Source organism: Niallia sp. FSL M8-0099 (assembly GCF_038006945.1).
Lineage (GTDB): Bacteria > Bacillota > Bacilli > Bacillales > Cytobacillaceae > Niallia > Niallia circulans.
The window spans coordinates 1,772,608-1,789,535 of the sequence record NZ_JBBOWF010000001.1 but is presented as its reverse complement, the minus strand read 5'-3'; the positions used below and the strand labels follow the sequence as shown (position 1 = coordinate 1,789,535).

Genomic DNA, 16,928 nt, shown 5'->3' with positions numbered 1-16,928 from the left:
TTTTTATGTCTTTCTCTTAAAATATTTTTTAGAACACCTAGTATATATTGCTTTATTTTTAGCACTAAACCCCCAAAAAACGCGGAACTTTTACTCTTTCTCTATATAGTTCTTGGACCATTTTCTGTTTTTTTAATTTCTCTTCCTTGTCTCGCTTCATCCCTTTTATAACTTATACGCTTCTCGACTTAAAATATCATTCCATTTAGCGTGGTTCTATTCTTTCATTAACTTTTCTATAATGAAAGGCAATTCTCCTAAATCATCTACAATTAAATCTGCTTCGGCATTTCTCCAATGCAAATCCTTCTTCCAAATCCCTTTCATCCCTACTTTTTTCGCAGCAAGCACATCATTTTCTGGATGGTCTCCTACAAATATAGCTTCGTTTGCCTGCACATTCAGTATGTTTAAAGCTTTATTAAATATCCTAGGATCCGGCTTTTTTATCCCTTCCCATTCGGAAACCAAAATGACATCAAAATATTTTTCTATCTGCAAAGACTTCAAATTATCCATTTGAAATTGTCCAAAGCCATTGGTTATCATTCCTAAAAGAAGATTCTGGCTCTTTAATCCCTCCAACATCTTCTTAAGATTGGGAAAAGGCATGCAGTGATTTTTAAATTGGCTAAGATAATCTTGTAAGAGCTCTTCCCATGTTATCTCCTTAACCTCAAATTCAGCTGCTAATTGTTGATATACCTTATCCTTCCAAACATAGCCGCGTTGATCCAATTCAATAAATCTCTTTATATATGTATCTTTGGGAATATGGCCAAGCTCTATATTTAATCTATCATATTGACAATCCACAAACATTTCTATTGATGCATCTCTATTTAATAAGGTACCATCTAAATCAAATATAATCGCTTTAATCATGGTTAATTGTCGATCCCCCTCCCTAATGTTAAAATTTTTTCTCTGTACTAAATTCATTTTTTTAAACGATTCTCCTTTTCAATTACATTATTTGTTAAAATAAAGAAAGTGAAGAGATTGGAGGAAGACAACATGCTTAAAAGAAAAGTAGTATCAGCTATTCTGACTTTATTTTTATCCACTTTTGTATTACTGTTTTTCTTCCATTAGACCTATTTTTTACTGAACCGGTTAATCAAGATATTGATTTAAAAGAAAATCTTATAAGCTATACTCTCTTTTTCAGCTTAGGTTTACTTCTATATGGCCTTCCGATCTCCATCTTAATAGAGAAAATAACAAGCAAACTTCCTCAAGGCAGGCTCGCATTTAGCTTTATATTATATGTTTTCTTTGGTTTTCTACCTTTCTTTTTTCTTTGGATTTTCACTATTTACTCCTTAAGTATATCTATTATGTTCTTGCTTATGGATGAATTAATAAGACGATTTAGAGAAGAAAAAAATCGTATCATAAACAATGTTTATTAGTTATCGATAAATCCTTTAAAAGGAGGAGCAAACACTTGAAGAAAAAAGCGCTTATTTTCTTTACAACCGTGACTTGGTTAATGATACTATGCCCTTTTGCTCTATTAGGATATATCAACTATCAAAAATATCAAGAAGAGGACATACTAGAAATTGATACTACCTTGACAAAAGCAAGCTATCACTTTACCACTTTTGTGACTTTTAGAGATGAACCGAACCAAAAATATGAATATATACGTATTGATAAGGAAATTAGACAAGCTTCCCCCAATCCTAATGAAGAGGAGGAACATTTATATAAATACCTTGATTTTAACAAATATAATTAGTTAAAATTCAAATTTTCCCATCTCTTACACTGTTTTGCTGGAGAATGTTTTGTATTAGAGTAAAAGGGATTAGTTCGATATGTAACTTCCATTATTGATAATGTTCGTTGTATTTTCCTTCTTCATAAATTTCTCTTGCGCCAAGAGCTGTCCATTCTTGGGGTGTTAAATCTGGATGTAAATCTAAATAGGATCTCATCATTTGATAACCCACATTGTAACCATAATTATAAGGCAATCCATTCCCGCCCGATATTATTTCTGCTGCCCTGTAGGGATCTTCTTGGAATAAATCTGGTTCAATTTGATTCCAATCATCCTTATTAAAATTGTAATTAATAGTAGTTAGAGAAATATCTGGATATACAAGCTTTTCAAATATTACTGCTTTCCCTTCAAGAATTAAGTTATCCAATACGGTATGAGAGTGAGAATTATTAAAGTACATTTCCGTCCACACACTATGATGATATTCGTGAGCAATTCCTGCTTTAAGAGTTTCCTCATTAAAAAGTTCATTGTATAATACACTGATTTTTCCTGCTCCCTCTGTAAACATTAAAGTTGTACTCTTAGTTGCCTCTGTAGGATAAATACATATATTCGTTTTTTGATTTGATGGTATATAATTAGAAGATTTTATTAAACTTTCCTCAATGGCTGAATTTATAGCCTTCACATCCATTGTTTGAATGATATTATTAACTTCTTCTCTATTTTCTGGTGCTTTAACAGTCTCTGTGAAATACTCTGCATCCTGATAACATGCCTCATAAATAGGATTAATTACTTCCTCTTCAAACACCTGACTTTCTGACATATTTACATCCTCTTTTATTCTTTTTTCGAAGTTCTCATATAGTTTATATACGTGAATTATATGGTACGATTGACCAGTTTCAGGATGTTGAAATGAGTATGTAAGTCCTTCTTTTACCTTTTTTTCTTGTTCTACTATCTCATTTTGTTGACATGACGATAATAAGAAAATAGTAAACATCAAATAATATTTAATTCCCCGCAAAGTTACACCTTGCCTCCCATAGATTTTTCATAATTTATACGTTCTAAGCACGTAAAAGTTCCCGAACATTCTAATAATTCTTCATAGAAAAGGAGAAGAAAATAGAAAGGACTACCGAGAAGAGAAATAGAAGATAATTTTTTAAACCCTCCTCTACTTATTTTGATAGAATATACTACTAAGCAGTTAGATACTTATATAGGAGTAAAACTATTTGTCCAATGTAAAAACGAATTCAAGACCAGTTGGCTTTCTTTTGAGAGGCTCATTGTATTCCTTGAATATTAATTTAATGTTTGACATATTATCAGGTAAGGGCGGTGTTACAATGAATTCAAATGATATATGCCCACCGGAAGCTCCACCATGATCGTTTCGACAGTCGTAATCAATATGAGTGCCATCGATGGAAAGTTCTATAAATATAAAATGGTGCATATCTCCAGGCTTCTCTTCGGAGACGTCCTTATCAATATTCAAGTGAACTACACTGGCATTTTCATATTGACGAATAAATGGTACTGAATAGAAAACGTTATTATCTTCATACGATTTTAAAACTGGTTTATTTTTCAGAAATCCTTTAGGTACTTCTATTGGTTTATACATATCCTCTCTTGGTAAGTGGCTAAAAACATCATTTAAAAAATCCCCATTCAAATTATATTTTTTAGACCAAATAGCAATATGCTGCGAAGTTGGATCTCCAGGATCACTTGATATTATTTTTCTTTGACTTATTAATTCACATATTTTTTCATCAATTGACTCCACACGTTTATCATAATAGTTACCATAGGATTCAAGTGTCATTTTGTACTCTCCTATACTCACGTTTTTATTTCCAATATAACACATTATAGGAAATATTTTAAATTGAATAACAAATCACTTATAGTGTCAATTTTATTAGTCTTTCATTTTTTTTATTTTTTTGTTAGCAAAAAGCAACCGAATTATATAACCCAAAGATGGGAGAATAGAATAAGAATAATTTGTCCTAGAAATTATAAGAGAGAACTATAGAATCACCTAAAATTCTGCAGCAATTCTATTAAGTTCAGCAGGATTCTTTATAATAAGTCAATGGCCACAATTTACAATCTCCATTAATCTAGCATGTGGAATAAAACCTAGAAGCAGCTGCTTTATTTTAATTGGTGTTAATAATTATCTAAATAATTTCAAATACCCTTTTAAAAGGGTTCTTATAATAGGAGACACAGTTATTGATTGTTTTACAACGTGATTCTTATTCTGTAAATAGTTTTTAATTTGTTTTCTTCTATTAGGAACCATATTTAATGGTAAATGATGTATATTTACCCATGCAACTTTTTCTGTTTCTGGTCCTTCTTCTATTAGATTTCCTCCTTTCACTTCCCCCAAGAATAAATACTGCATATCATTGAATTGCGGTTGGAAATATTCCCCGATTTTCCGTTTAATTTGAATAATGTATCCAGTTTCTTCTTCTGTTTCTCGAATGGCACAGTCTTCTAATGTTTCGTCCTTTTCCCATCTACCTCCAGGCAAATCCCAAATTGGAACATCCTTCCGTTTCGTCAATAAGACTTGTCCCTTGTCATTTATTACTATCGTAAAGCAACCTGATGTTTTTGCCATTTTCCTATCCTCTCAACCTTTTTCTTTTAAATAATTTTAACAGATTTTTCTAAAAATACGAACTACGAGTCTATATAAATAGGAAAAGGATAATAATAGTTTCCCAAGAAGTTTTAGGATTCAAATTATTTAGATAGCTTTCTTTTTGAGCCTAGTTATTTATTTCATAAAAACAAAAGCCATTAATCATTGTGTTTCAACAATGATTAATGACTTCCTGGTAGAATACTTAGTGATGTACTATAAATGTAAAATATAAGCGAGTATTATTTCTGTACAATAGGAAAAGTAACGGTAACTTCTGTTCCTTTTCCTTCCTCACTCTTAAAATGAATGGTTCCATCATACTTTTCGATAATATTATAGCAAATCATTAAACCAAGCCCAGTTCCTTTCGCTTTTAAGGAATAGAAAGGCGTTCCTATCTGCTCTAATTGTTCTTCGTTCATCCCTGTACCGTTATCGATAATTACAATTTTTAATTCGTCTAATTCCCCTATTAATTTTACATGGATGGTATCACCAGGCTGGGAGGCTTCAATCGCATTTTTCAATAAATTTACGAATAGTTGTTTAAATTCCATGATATTACATTGAATCTTATAGTCTGTTTCACTTTCTAATTCAATATGTATCGTATCATTCATTGCATATGAATTCAGTAAGTCCATAACTGTATGAAGAGCTAGTTTAACGGAAATAATCTCTGTCTTCGTTTCGCTTGGTTTAGCTAATGATAAAAAATCTGAAATAACTGTCTCAGCTGCTTCTAGCTCATCTAACATCAGCTTATATTGTTTTTTTATATGTTCAGGTATTTCCTTATCCTTTTCATGAAGCTGGATAAATCCTTTTACTACCGTAATAGGATTGCGAATTTCATGTGCAACAGCTGCCGCAAGCTGTCCAGTTGTCCGCAGCTTTTCAGCTTGCTTAACTTGAACATAATATAGCTCTTGATCCTTCATTCTTTTTTGAAAAAGCAGGAAAAGAAATAGCAGCAAAAGCTGTGTCCCCAAGAAATTAGTGATAACTCCTATAAAATCCAAATAGCTATAACTATGTATGCCAGGGGTATTATTCATCATCAAATAAATAATTACGCATAACATAATAGTAATGTTCCCTAACAATGTAATATAAAATAATCTTATATGTAAAAATAAGACAGGAATAACTGGGATAAAACAAATCAGCAATATCAAAGCAAATCTGTCAGGAAACCGTAAATACATAAAGAAAAAGTAGGCAGACATCAAAAAAATAATCGTTGCTCTAAAATTTAATGTATCTTTTTTGGGAAAAATGACTAGTAGAATAGAAATACTTACAACGAATAAACATTGCAAGATTAAAGACATCGAAATAATTTGATCATCCTCTATGTAAACTATCACTATCCCTGCGCTCATTAATATGATGAATAAGCCAATAATCATACGATAAAGCTTTATACTAGGTAAAAATTCATTGTCAATCATTAAAACAGTCCTCACATTAATATTAAATTGTAGGTTATTTAAATGCTCCTGAAAAATGGTACATCATAATCATAACTGAAGTTTTTATAGTACACAATTTGTAATCTTTATTCACTAAGACGTTCAATTTCTTGTCAAACGAAGGGCAAGCTTTTTATACTCACTACTATGTAAAAGTCTATTTTACCTTATTGTTCCAACTTTTTGTAGTCTAATCTGACTATTCCTTTTTGTTAATTCTATATTATTGCCGTGATTATCATTTATTTAAAAATTCCCATGGTTCATTTATTAGCATAATTCGATCATTGTTTCCATTTAAAAGAATTCAAAAGACCACCTAAGAAATCACATTAGATGGTCTACTAAAATACATATGGAAAAATGTGTACATTTATAGTTAATTACTTTCTGCTTTTAAATTACTCGACAATATCGCAAGGAAGTGTAACTCTCTCCTTCTACATTGCCGTATGTATCTTGTTCTTTCTTAAAAATAAATCCTTTCGCTTCATAGAATGGGATTCCTTTTTGATTACCTTTCGCTACTGACACCCATTGCTCACTTGCTGCGAACTCTTCCTTCTGCTGTTTTGTGAGAACATCTAATAATTTTGTACCAATGCCTTCATTCCGTCTATCCGGACTGATGTAAAAAACAAACACTTCGCCAGCGGTATCATTTATCATGCCACCACCGATGGCACCAACTACTTCATCATTATCAATGGCAACAAAATAGCCTCCCCATTCTCTACTTGTTTCCGTAACTTCCCTGTGAATTCTTTCCCGATTATAAAACGTTGAAATAATTCTAGTAATATATTCTTTTGAACAGAGATCTTCATATGTTGCCCAGTAGCCATCCCTGCAAACCTTCGCAATTCCTTCTACATCTTTCGGTTCCGCTTTTCTAACTTCAATCACAATCTCACCCCCTGTTATTTATATTATGTAACACCCATTAACACAAAGGTCGGGAAATTGTATTTTCTATCCATCTGGATCTGCCTCAACAACTTCACATTCACGATTAATAGGTCCTTGGACAATTCTACAGTCTGCTTTCTTAATGGCAGACACAGAAAGTTCTATAGTATCAACCTGTAACTAAATGATTTTCCTCTATTACTTTATATTTTCATATTTCTTTCCATATTAGGATTATAAACTTGCAGCCATTTTTCCGTGATACTTATCATCCATTCTCCCAATTCATTTAAAAAATTTATAATAACTTCTGAATTACTTATTGGATTAACAGCATACTCCAGTGCTTGTTTCATTTCGGATTCTTTGCTTGGAAAATGTTCAGAAAATAGTTTATATGCCGGGTACAGATCCCTTGTGTATTTGTTTTCTTCCACTAGAACCAGTGCTAGTCCTGCCCTAACAATGATTTTCATTATCCATCTGCAGCAATCCAATACATCTTCAACATCTTCGTTCCCAGTAAGTTCTTCTTTTGCTTGTTGAATTTGACTTCTTAAATTCACAAGATGTTCATTGGCAAGTGTTTTGTCTGCTTTATAGTTAGGTAAAAAAACACTTATATCTTTTCCGTAAACACAAATGCTATGAGTTTTTATCATAAACGGGATTATTGAAAAGTTAGTAGTCTCTAAAATATTTTCAATAAAATAGAAACTAAGTTCAACGCCATCAACTTCTTTAAAGTTTTCATTTAAAGCTTGTTCTGCCTTATCCACCCAATTTAAGTCAATGGCATCAATATTTTTATTGGTAATAGCTATCGTATCCAAATCTGATACATTATCTATTCCTAATCCGCGAGGAATAGAACCCCTAATATACACACTATGTAAATGTTCTCCTAAATAAGATTGATATGTTTCTATTACCGCATCTATAATATATTTAAATTCAGGTTTTATGGCATTTATACTCGAATCATTTATGATATGGCCTCTTGAATCTGTCCGACAAAAATGCCCAATATTTTTAATTTCTATCAATAATCTCTCCTTTAAAAGAATTTCATGATTCTTCCAATTAAATTATGATACTATTATATTAACAGATTTTTCTAAACTCGGACTAGGAGTATTGCTTATGAAAATTATCATATTAGGGTCAACTGGATTTTTAGGATTTTCCTTATTTGCACTTGCCTCATCCATCTCTGATTTTTCTGTTTACGGAACTTCCCGTTTTCCAAATGCCCATTCACATATTTTACAACTGGACATAAATAACAAACATCAAGTAACACAACTAATGAACCATATTGATCCTGATGTTGTTATTTGGTCTTTGATGGATGGAGAAAATGAAATGCAGCTTATTGAAATTGGGCTCAACAATATATTAACTGCCATTCCCCCAAAAACAAAATTAATATATTTGTCAACAGATGCTGTTTTTGTCGACGGCAAAGGTAACTATTCTGAAACAGATCTACCAGGATTTTTACCTAACGAAGCACCGTTATCTACATATATAAATGCCAAACACGTAGGGGAAGAATTGCTCCTGACAAATCATACAAACCATATAATTATTCGTACAGGTCCTATTTATGGAAAAAATGCTAATCAAGATATTGAAGCCAGAACAAAACGTCTCATTCATGAGATTAAAAAGTATGGATATGCGAATACCCCTGCCAATACGTTCAAAACGTTTGTTCATATTGATGATTTATCAAAAGCAATAATCGAAATCATCAATATGAATTTAACAGGCGTTTTACACGTTGGTCCAATACAGAAAGAAAGCTATTATTCTTTTTATGTCAAAAGATTATCGCAACTTGGATTTGCAACTACCAATCTTCTGCCCTTTTCCATTAACAAGTACGAAAAAGCTTTTCATGCTTTTGATACTTCTTTAAATACCCAAAAAGCCGCTAGCTTACTGAAAACATACTTTCGCAATGTTGAGGAGCAAAGCGGTATAGAATAGAAAGGAAGACAAATTAAAAAATAATCTTTTTAAAAATTATTAGATAAACTGTCATTTATTTTTTATAGAATAAAGTCCAACAATTTCTAGAAAATAATGGAGGTTTTATAAAATGAAATTTTTCTTAAAGTTACATGTTATTAGTATGCTATATGCTCTTATATTTTTTGTTCCGATCGAACTAATGTTAAATGTTTACAGGATAAACAGACTGACCAATTGGGAATTTGGAACGATAAATATGATAACTGGTACTGCCATTATTGTTGAATTTGTTATTGGTACAATACTAATCATTCTTTTAACGAAAAAGTGGTTGGATGGGCGAAAGGCAAGTTTTTGGACTATCCTTCTTTGGCTGCCATATCTTGTACTTTTGGTTTATCTATTTGCTGTTTTATTTCCAATGACTCATGGTGAAGATGAGCCTAACCCAGTTACTGGTCTTTTAGCAATAGGAGGATTGATGATTTATCCTTTTTATATATTAATACTTAATTTTTCACTTTATAAAAGGTGAAAACAACAATTAGACTCTTTAGTTCAAAATGCACCATTGTATTTCAACAAAGCGTATAAATGAAAAAATAGCAATTATTCATTTAAGTCAATGGATGTTCAAAATAAGCGATTTCCTTGCTATTAGCATATTATCTCCAACTTTTTTGCAGCTTCCGAATGTAAACAATTTGTCCAATGTGGTAGGCGTTATGAGTAGACAAATTTCCTAGAACTTGCCACCACTTTGCCTTCTCCGGGAAACCAATTACATCATTATCTACCTTTTCTTGCGTCAGTAGGTCTTGCCATTGAAGCAGAACAGCTAAGAGGGACTTTTTTAAGTCAGCAAACGTTTTATTTTCTGGAATAATAAAGCTTTCATTATTATCATTTATGGAAGCAACAGCATTTACATGAGATTCTTTGTATCTCGTTTGCCAAGTTTCATTCCAGTAAAGAAGATGTTGGACAATTTCTGCAATACTATTACTTTCTTCATTAGGTTTCCAAAACGCTTCTTCCTCTGTTAAATTTACAACTGATTCAGAAAACGGTACATACCAGCTAGGATCGTTCGCATTTGCTAACAATTGATCTTCCAAAACGTCTTTAGCAAGAGACATAACCAATCACACTCCTTCTTATTATAAATATTCTATTTCGACGACCTTCTGAAAACTCCTGTATTATTACATTATATATACAATTTTATTCCAATAAATTACGAGTACATTTGCTCCCATTTACTCAAATACATTTTTTCTGATTGATCAATTTCTTTTGGTAATCTTGTGATAAACTCCAAATGGTTCCCATCTGGGTCATCAAAGTAAATCATAGCGTGAGCTTGGCTCGGTACAACTACAGGTTCTTCTGTACCTTGATGAAATTCATCTCTTACTTCAATTCCTCGTTCCTTTAACCAAACTTTTGCTTTTTTCATATCGTCTAAATCAACATAAAAAGCAATATGCCTCAATGAAACGTGATATGGTATTTTTGATTCCGGTCCCTCCCATAAACCAATCCAACTTTTTCCTTCCTCAATCCAAAAGAATGCTGCTTTTTCATATCTCTTATATAATTTTAAACCTAATTTTTTATAAAATTCGATTGAAATTTTTAAATCTTTGACAGGTAGATGTGCTTCATATAATCCTTTTATCAATTTCTTTCCCCTTTAATGTTTTTGTTTAATATTTCATCTATCATTTTATTTTCTTCCACTTTGCCCCATTGTATTTCTAGGTCTTTGTTCCTGAATCACATTACAACCGTTCTATATTTTTAGATTATGCATCCAAACTAGTTATCTAAGTCCATAATTTGGGTCAAAGTCCACTACATACTTATCCGTTTCAGCATTAATTTATTGGTTTTGTTCCTCCGAACAGTTAATTATTGTACAATTTATACCTATTCTTAATTCCTACAATGAATTATTATAAGCAGTAAGACATAATAAAGGAGAGAATAATGACTACTATACAAAAGATAAATCAAATCGGAGTACCAGTTAAAGACATTAATAGAGCAGTAAAGTTTTACAAGGCTCTTGATCTTCCCTTACTTTTTTCAACAGATACAATGGCATTTTTCGATTGTAATGGAACAAGAATTCTACTCAGTTTACCTGAAAAAGAAGAGTTTGCTTATCCAAGTTCTGTCCTTTACTTTCAAGTCGAAAACATAAAGAAAACCTATGAAAAATTTACAAATGAGGGAATATCCTTTGTCGACGAACCACATATTGTGGCAAAGATAAGTGGAATGGAAACTTGGATGACTTTCTTTAAAGATACAGAAGGCAATACGCATGCATTTATTAGTGAAGTGGAAGCTAAATAAATTAGCTTCAATGGATACCAAATTTTTTCGGTATCCATTATTCATTTATAATAAAGTTTTTTATTAGCTAAGCTGTCCCTTTTGTGACATAGAGCAGTCCTCTCCTTATTTGAGGAAGGGACGCAAAACTTAGTTGAATATATAAATTACTTCCAAGTTTCATCTAATTTATCTGAATAGAAATTTATAGCTCTTTTATAACTTAGTAATTCAGTGTCATTTGTCGTATTAATTAAACACTTTAGTATCAGCTCCATCGCTTTACTATGTTCTTTTAAATTGTATAAGGTCATGGAATAAAATACTTGAATTGCATGATTATCTGGGAATAATTCCATTCCTTTTAGGAATACGTCTTTTGAATTTTCATATTCTCCTAAAGCTCTATATGTACTCCCTAATCCCAATATAGCACCTTCCATATCCTTAGAAGGTAATCCTATTTTTATAGCATTTTCGTAATATGGCACCGCCTTTTCTTCTTCTCCCAATATATCAAAGCTCCAGGCATATTGATAATTATATATAGCATCCTCTGGGAAATCCCTTACCAATTCACTAAGCACTTCGTTAGATTCTTTAAAATTACCATTCTTCCGTAGATCTAAAGCTTTATTAAGTTTGATATTCATCACATACATCTCCAATTCTTTTCCTCTACGTCTTTTATCCTAACGCAGTTCTATTAGTAATTCTATTTGAATCATTAAATTCCTTCCTTCGCTACACCATTTGTTCTATGAAGAAAAATAAACTGAAATGGAGTATTCAACAAGAAAAATCATTCTAAGGAGTACTTGAAATGGCCTTTATTGAAAGAGAAAAATGGATATTGCTTGATGGTAATTCTAGTATTAAAAGTACTAGGTCTCAAAAAGGTCCACTTCCCACCTATAGGAAGGATTAATGAGAAGAAATATTGATTTAATTTATGTGGGTTAGGAGAATGTACTACGGATGTGTTTAGACATGGAAAAGGAAAAAATATCATTACATTCGTTTATGATATAGAAAATCTACTAAAATTGGGAAAATAGAACTTTTTCATGATGGAATGTTATTTATATTTAACTAAACAAAATTTCAAGTTAAATACAACAGATAATTTTAGCTTGCATAGAAACTTTTGCACTAATAATCATATAGTTTAAGAGCAGATTTTATTTGTTTAAAATGATGTAGATCGTGTTCCATTAATCCTTTTAAGTACTCATAAAGTGTTAGTTTAGATTGATTAATCTGTAATTCAATTAACCAATTATCATCAGATATGTTGCTTAACTGATTAATTAACTCGTATCGAATATGTATGCATTTTTTAAAGGTACTCTCTATATCTTCGGTTCTAGCAATTAATGCAGATTGAGAGTTTAAATCATCAGCTTTAGAACCTTTTGGCAAATCTTTAGCTGATAATAAATATGGAATTCTGTATTGAAAAACAAATTCATCCCAAGCATAAAAGTGGCCTATGATTTCTATGACAGACCATTTTCCTTCTCCAATTGGTTTTCTAAGCAGATTTTCATTAAAATTTTCTAATTTTTGTATAAATCCTATAAATTTCTGTTGATGCTCTAAAATTTCTAATTTCTGTTTTAGCAATTGTACCACCCCATATATTTATTCGCATTTATTTGCGAGAACCTCGAATAAATATTTCAAAGTCCCAAAATCTTCTTTTGGTAACATTTCATAAAAGAATGCTATTTAAAAATAAGGCTCGATTATTGAATAACCGATAAAAATCCTTCATGAACTTGCCCCTTTAGATGAATATCAACATTGTTTAATAAATCAATGTTTCTTTAAGAAGTTTAGCATTTCATTGAAAGCTTGTTGGGATGATTTCTCATTAAATTTTATAGAGTATGGGTCGCTAAATCCGTGATGTCCAATATATTTATGTACTTCTATATTCTTTTTATCTAAATTTAAAATTAACTCATCCACATTAAATGATTGCTCCTCTTGAGGAAAGAATAAAATTATAGGACATAGTGGTACTATTTTCGTGAAATTCCTTATTCTCGAACCATAGTATCCCACAACCCCATCAAGACAATCTTCCTCGCTGCACAACCAAGCAATCGTTGCCCCTACACTAAATCCAATAATATATATTTTTTGATATTTATTTTTAACACCTGCTAATAAATTCTTTATTTTATCTGCAGCATCGGAGAATCCTACAGTCTCCATAAAATTGTGATAGGCAATTTTCTCCTCAGAATAATCAAATGGTTGTTCTCGTTCTAATAAGTTTGGGCAGATTACATCAAAATCCTGTTTTGATAATATATCACAAAAATTCTTTATATGTTGATTAATGCCATAGATTTCATGTATGACAATAATTAAATTATCTGATTTTCTCAGTATTTGAAGCATTTTTATTTCTCCTCAAAGGTAATCTTCAATTATATAACCAATAGAGATTAAATCATTTCTTATTCAACTATCCTCCCTCAATAAACAAACACTTATCTCTTAATACGCAGCTATTCTCACTAATACTATATAACTTATTTAGCCTGATAAATTGGGGTTATTAAGGTTCTCGGAAACCATACAGAGCAACAAATGTTACAAATAGACTAGTTAATATCATTGAAATACTAAAAAGAAATAATAAAATTCTATACTTATTCTTTTCTGCGAAAATAGCAAACAAGAAACCTATAATATTGTATAGATTTAGTAAAACAATAAAGGGATATCCCTTAGTTCCAAAAGATAAAGCGGTAAGAAGCTTTTCATCATTTTGTGACAACGAAATAAACAGAAGAAATCCTAATAATGTGGAAATTACAGACAAAATCGAAAAGAATTTTCTCATTTTCCTCCTCCAAATATTTCTCTTAATGACTAAAAGTAAATTTTTTACATAGGTTATATTTAGTATAACATACTGCCATTATTTCCAAAGACACTATGTTTGCTTCTATTTAATCTAACTCTGCGGTAAGTTCTTCTACCAGTGCTTTTTAATGAAAAAATGATTGAAAGTCTGAGTTTTATCTTTTGTTGTAAATATAATTAGCATATATGCCAGTAAGATATTCAAACTCAACAGTTAACTATCTCTATCCCTCACATAAGTCACGTCAAGTGGTCTTTCTTAAATTTGTTCAAAAGTTTTGATATGTTTTTCTAATAAACATTCATTGGTTCCATTTTTGATTTAAATTTATCAAAGGCTCTGTCATCTGTTGAAAAAATATCATTCTTCTTGCAGATATAAACAATTGCAAGGAGTGAATTAGCCAAATTGTAAATTTATCAGCCAAAACTAGGAGCTTATCAGCCAAACTTTAATTTTATCAGCCAAAGCTAGGGGCTTATCAGCCAAACTTCATTTTTTTCAGCCAAAACTAGGAGCTTATCAGCCAAACTTTAATTTTATCAGCCAAAACTGGGGGCTTATCAGCCAAACTTCATTTTTTTCAGCCAAAGTTAAGTGGGAATCAGCCAAACTTTAATTTTATCAGCCAAAATTAGGAGCTTATCAAGCCAAACTTTAATTTTATCAGCCAAAACTAGGGGCTTATCAGCCAAACTTTGATTTTATCAGCCAAAAATGGGGGCTTATCAGCCAAACTACATATATCCTGAACTTATTTCTTCCACACCTCGTTATTACTATATAAATATCCTCACCTTTAGTTTCTACATAGTTTAAGAGAATGATCTATGTTACTATTTATTGGTAAACACCATTAAATGGAGATGAGGTAAGTATGATTACTGTTAGAGATATGAATAGATTAGATATAGATTCCATCCGGGAAATTGCTGCTGTCACTTGGAAAAATACATATAGTGAAATCATTCCAGAAGGAATACAAGCGAAAGTTTTAAATGATGCTTATTCAGATGGTGAAATGGATAAACGACTTAACTCTTCTCTAACGCTTGTTGCAGAAAGTAAGGATGAAATTACAGGATATGCATTTTTTTCAGGAGATTTATACAAGAAGGATATATACTTAGAGTCCCTCTATATCCATCCAAATTTCCAAGGGCAAGGAATCGGCAGACAATTATTGAACATAGGAGTTAATAAATTCTCTGATCCTTGGACTCTCTCGTTAACGGTTTATAAAGGAAATCCTAATATATCATTTTATGAAAAAGAAGGATTTAAGATTACCAAGGAAAATAATGGGGATTTCTACGGGCATCCAATGATTTTCACTGTAATGACAAAAGATTTAAAAAATCATTGTTCTTAATAAGAGTAGAGGAAGGTCTTTTAACTTGTTCTTTTGTTTTTGCTTTAGATGGTACAAAAAAGTTAAAATCAATGCTAAAACTACCAAAATAGTTATGAAAAATACGCTTACCTGAGCATAAAAGGGCTAATTTATAATAACTTTCTAAAAATTATGCAACATTTAAATTTATTGGTAATAACCCTCGTTTTTGTTTGAATATATTGTAAAATATATTACTGCGATAAGTGACTGGTGACTAAAAATGGATGGTTGTCCCTGCTTATGGTAGGTATTTGTATTATATTATCCTTATTTCTCAACACCAAAAATGCAGGGATTTTCTTCTTGCTTTTCCTTATTTTATCTCTAACAGGCATTATCTTGGCTATTTTTTCAAAAAAATGGAGCAATATTATCCTTGGAGTGCTTCTAAATGGGGCAGCAGGTGTTTTTTTTACATTAGTAGCATTTGCAGTAGGATTTGGTGAGGCTTAAAACCTCCATTCCATTTTTTACTCCAATAGATAGCTTTCAATTAAAGCATCTTTTGGACTTACACTTTTGATAAAGGATATTTCCTGTTCCGTAACATTGGGAACAAAAATCTCTGTTCCCCAATGACTGGAATGTAATACCCTCGTTTTACCATTCATTAAATTTACAGTAAACCATTTTAACGCTCCAGCTTTATTTGAAATATATTGAGTGAAAGCAGCTGTGTTCTTCCCGTGGAAAATCGTTAATTTATCCTCTTGAATTATGTCCGTATCAAGATAAAATTGGGATTTAATTTCTTCTATTGTGGTTGTTTCTTCATTCCAACAATGAATTTCAATACTATCTGCTTTTTGTAAAAAGTACTTCATTATTTGGCGCCAATAACTATTTGGTTCTAAGGAGCTATTTTGTTCTGTATTTAATGGGAAATGCATGATAATGTTTTTTTGCAATAATTTCCCCTCCTTTCTTATTTAACTGGAAACACCCTTCCAAAAAACTTCCCATAAAGCTTCTAGCTTATCATCTACTCTTTTTTCCGAATTAAAATAAACTATTTCTACCATAATTGCCATGATGATTCCTGTAAATGCTAGGTTAAATGTGTTAGTATCTTTTACATAAATTTGGCTATGTTCGATCCATTTGCTGCTTTTTTGAGCAATTAGTTCTTCTTGAAATTGCTCTGCTTCAAAAACCTCTTTTTGGATGACATCATATAAATGTAAGGGTGGGAAAAATCCCATTCTTAGCCAAAACTTCAACATTTCATTCTCTTGGAACAATTCTTTTGTGTATAGTAAATATTCGTAAAGAAAAGTTTCAGGATTATGACAGTCTTCTTTTTCGAAATAATACGCTTTGCGTGTTATTTCTTCTGCTTTTGCTTCCCTTAATACTTCAAGAAATAATTCATCTTTCCCTTTAAAATGAGAATAAATAGAGGCTTTCTTTATCCCAGCTTCCTCTGCAATTTCTGAAAGAGAAGCTCCTTCAAACCCATTTTGCAAAAAGAACTTAATTGCCGCTTTTTTTATTTCTTCTTTTTTCATCGGACTCTC

General features: G+C 31.4%; 21 protein-coding genes. 6 read left to right on the top strand and 15 right to left on the bottom strand.

What is annotated here, in order from left to right; all coding sequences use genetic code 11:
• Window positions 1–216: 216 nt before the first annotated feature.
• Entirely contained in the window at window positions 217–885 is a 669-nt protein-coding gene (locus tag NSQ92_RS08495) for an HAD family hydrolase (RefSeq protein ID WP_144545940.1), read from the bottom strand.
• A gap of 565 nt (window positions 886–1,450) precedes the next feature.
• On the opposite strand from NSQ92_RS08495, the gene NSQ92_RS08490 reads away from it, so the two are divergent.
• Window positions 1,451–1,747 (top strand): hypothetical protein, encoded by a 297-nt coding sequence (locus NSQ92_RS08490; RefSeq protein WP_341152569.1) that lies wholly within the window; start codon window positions 1,451–1,453, stop codon window positions 1,745–1,747.
• Between the two features lie 91 nt (window positions 1,748–1,838).
• On the opposite strand, the gene NSQ92_RS08485 is transcribed toward NSQ92_RS08490, so the two are convergent.
• From NSQ92_RS08485 to NSQ92_RS08460, 6 genes are all read right to left on the bottom strand, one after another.
• A complete protein-coding gene (locus tag NSQ92_RS08485; protein ID WP_161798421.1) occupies window positions 1,839–2,567 on the bottom strand; it encodes a DUF2268 domain-containing putative Zn-dependent protease in 729 nt (242 codons plus the stop codon).
• Window positions 2,568–2,981: 414 nt separating this feature from the next.
• The gene (locus tag NSQ92_RS08480; protein WP_341152568.1) at window positions 2,982–3,584 is read right to left on the bottom strand and encodes a hypothetical protein; all 603 of its coding nucleotides are present in this window, start codon (window positions 3,582–3,584) and stop codon (window positions 2,982–2,984) included.
• Between the two features lie 357 nt (window positions 3,585–3,941).
• Window positions 3,942–4,397, bottom strand: coding sequence for an NUDIX hydrolase (locus tag NSQ92_RS08475; RefSeq protein WP_336045544.1), 456 nt, complete (start codon window positions 4,395–4,397; stop codon window positions 3,942–3,944).
• 266 nt (window positions 4,398–4,663) lie between these two features.
• Complete coding sequence (locus tag NSQ92_RS08470; protein WP_341152567.1) at window positions 4,664–5,878, bottom strand: HAMP domain-containing sensor histidine kinase; 1,215 nt, start codon at window positions 5,876–5,878, stop codon at window positions 4,664–4,666.
• A gap of 417 nt (window positions 5,879–6,295) precedes the next feature.
• Window positions 6,296–6,805, bottom strand: a complete 510-nt coding sequence (locus NSQ92_RS08465) for a GNAT family N-acetyltransferase (protein WP_047944948.1) — start codon at window positions 6,803–6,805, stop codon at window positions 6,296–6,298.
• A 206-nt stretch (window positions 6,806–7,011) separates the two neighbouring features.
• Entirely contained in the window at window positions 7,012–7,854 is an 843-nt protein-coding gene (locus NSQ92_RS08460) for a nucleotidyltransferase (protein WP_341152566.1), read from the bottom strand.
• Window positions 7,855–7,951: 97 nt separating this feature from the next.
• On the opposite strand from NSQ92_RS08460, the gene NSQ92_RS08455 reads away from it, so the two are divergent.
• Complete coding sequence (locus tag NSQ92_RS08455) at window positions 7,952–8,803, top strand: sugar nucleotide-binding protein (protein WP_341152565.1); 852 nt, start codon at window positions 7,952–7,954, stop codon at window positions 8,801–8,803.
• Between the two features lie 112 nt (window positions 8,804–8,915).
• A complete protein-coding gene (locus NSQ92_RS08450) occupies window positions 8,916–9,323 on the top strand; it encodes a hypothetical protein (RefSeq protein ID WP_095320033.1) in 408 nt (135 codons plus the stop codon).
• A 130-nt stretch (window positions 9,324–9,453) separates the two neighbouring features.
• Here the strand turns inward: NSQ92_RS08450 and NSQ92_RS08445 are convergent, their stop codons facing one another.
• Window positions 9,454–9,927, bottom strand: a complete 474-nt coding sequence (locus NSQ92_RS08445) for a DinB family protein (RefSeq protein WP_251687155.1) — start codon at window positions 9,925–9,927, stop codon at window positions 9,454–9,456.
• A gap of 98 nt (window positions 9,928–10,025) precedes the next feature.
• On the bottom strand, window positions 10,026–10,472 hold the full coding sequence (locus NSQ92_RS08440) for a VOC family protein (protein WP_172866909.1): 447 nt from the start codon (window positions 10,470–10,472) through the stop codon (window positions 10,026–10,028).
• A gap of 308 nt (window positions 10,473–10,780) precedes the next feature.
• Here NSQ92_RS08440 and NSQ92_RS08435 point away from each other — a divergent pair, with 308 nt between their 5' ends.
• The gene (locus NSQ92_RS08435) at window positions 10,781–11,152 is read left to right on the top strand and encodes a VOC family protein (protein WP_341152564.1); all 372 of its coding nucleotides are present in this window, start codon (window positions 10,781–10,783) and stop codon (window positions 11,150–11,152) included.
• Window positions 11,153–11,298: 146 nt separating this feature from the next.
• Here the strand turns inward: NSQ92_RS08435 and NSQ92_RS08430 are convergent, their stop codons facing one another.
• From NSQ92_RS08430 to NSQ92_RS08415, 4 genes are all read right to left on the bottom strand, one after another.
• Window positions 11,299–11,784, bottom strand: a complete 486-nt coding sequence (locus NSQ92_RS08430) for a tetratricopeptide repeat protein (protein WP_061800451.1) — start codon at window positions 11,782–11,784, stop codon at window positions 11,299–11,301.
• A 499-nt stretch (window positions 11,785–12,283) separates the two neighbouring features.
• Entirely contained in the window at window positions 12,284–12,757 is a 474-nt protein-coding gene (locus tag NSQ92_RS08425) for a DinB family protein (protein WP_341152563.1), read from the bottom strand.
• A gap of 192 nt (window positions 12,758–12,949) precedes the next feature.
• Window positions 12,950–13,543 (bottom strand): dienelactone hydrolase family protein, encoded by a 594-nt coding sequence (locus NSQ92_RS08420; protein WP_341152562.1) that lies wholly within the window; start codon window positions 13,541–13,543, stop codon window positions 12,950–12,952.
• A gap of 160 nt (window positions 13,544–13,703) precedes the next feature.
• Window positions 13,704–13,991, bottom strand: a complete 288-nt coding sequence (locus tag NSQ92_RS08415; protein ID WP_047940257.1) for a hypothetical protein — start codon at window positions 13,989–13,991, stop codon at window positions 13,704–13,706.
• Between the two features lie 901 nt (window positions 13,992–14,892).
• Between NSQ92_RS08415 and NSQ92_RS08410 the strand changes: the two genes are divergently transcribed.
• Entirely contained in the window at window positions 14,893–15,387 is a 495-nt protein-coding gene (locus NSQ92_RS08410; RefSeq protein WP_053215554.1) for a GNAT family N-acetyltransferase, read from the top strand.
• Window positions 15,388–15,651: 264 nt separating this feature from the next.
• Window positions 15,652–15,864 (top strand): hypothetical protein, encoded by a 213-nt coding sequence (locus NSQ92_RS08405; RefSeq protein WP_341152561.1) that lies wholly within the window; start codon window positions 15,652–15,654, stop codon window positions 15,862–15,864.
• A 17-nt stretch (window positions 15,865–15,881) separates the two neighbouring features.
• Here NSQ92_RS08405 and NSQ92_RS08400 read toward each other — a convergent pair whose 3' ends face one another.
• Together NSQ92_RS08400 and NSQ92_RS08395 are read right to left on the bottom strand one after the other, a co-directional pair.
• Entirely contained in the window at window positions 15,882–16,319 is a 438-nt protein-coding gene (locus NSQ92_RS08400; RefSeq protein WP_047940255.1) for a hypothetical protein, read from the bottom strand.
• Window positions 16,320–16,340: 21 nt separating this feature from the next.
• Window positions 16,341–16,919, bottom strand: a complete 579-nt coding sequence (locus tag NSQ92_RS08395; RefSeq protein WP_341152560.1) for a TetR/AcrR family transcriptional regulator — start codon at window positions 16,917–16,919, stop codon at window positions 16,341–16,343.
• Window positions 16,920–16,928 lie beyond the last annotated feature (9 nt).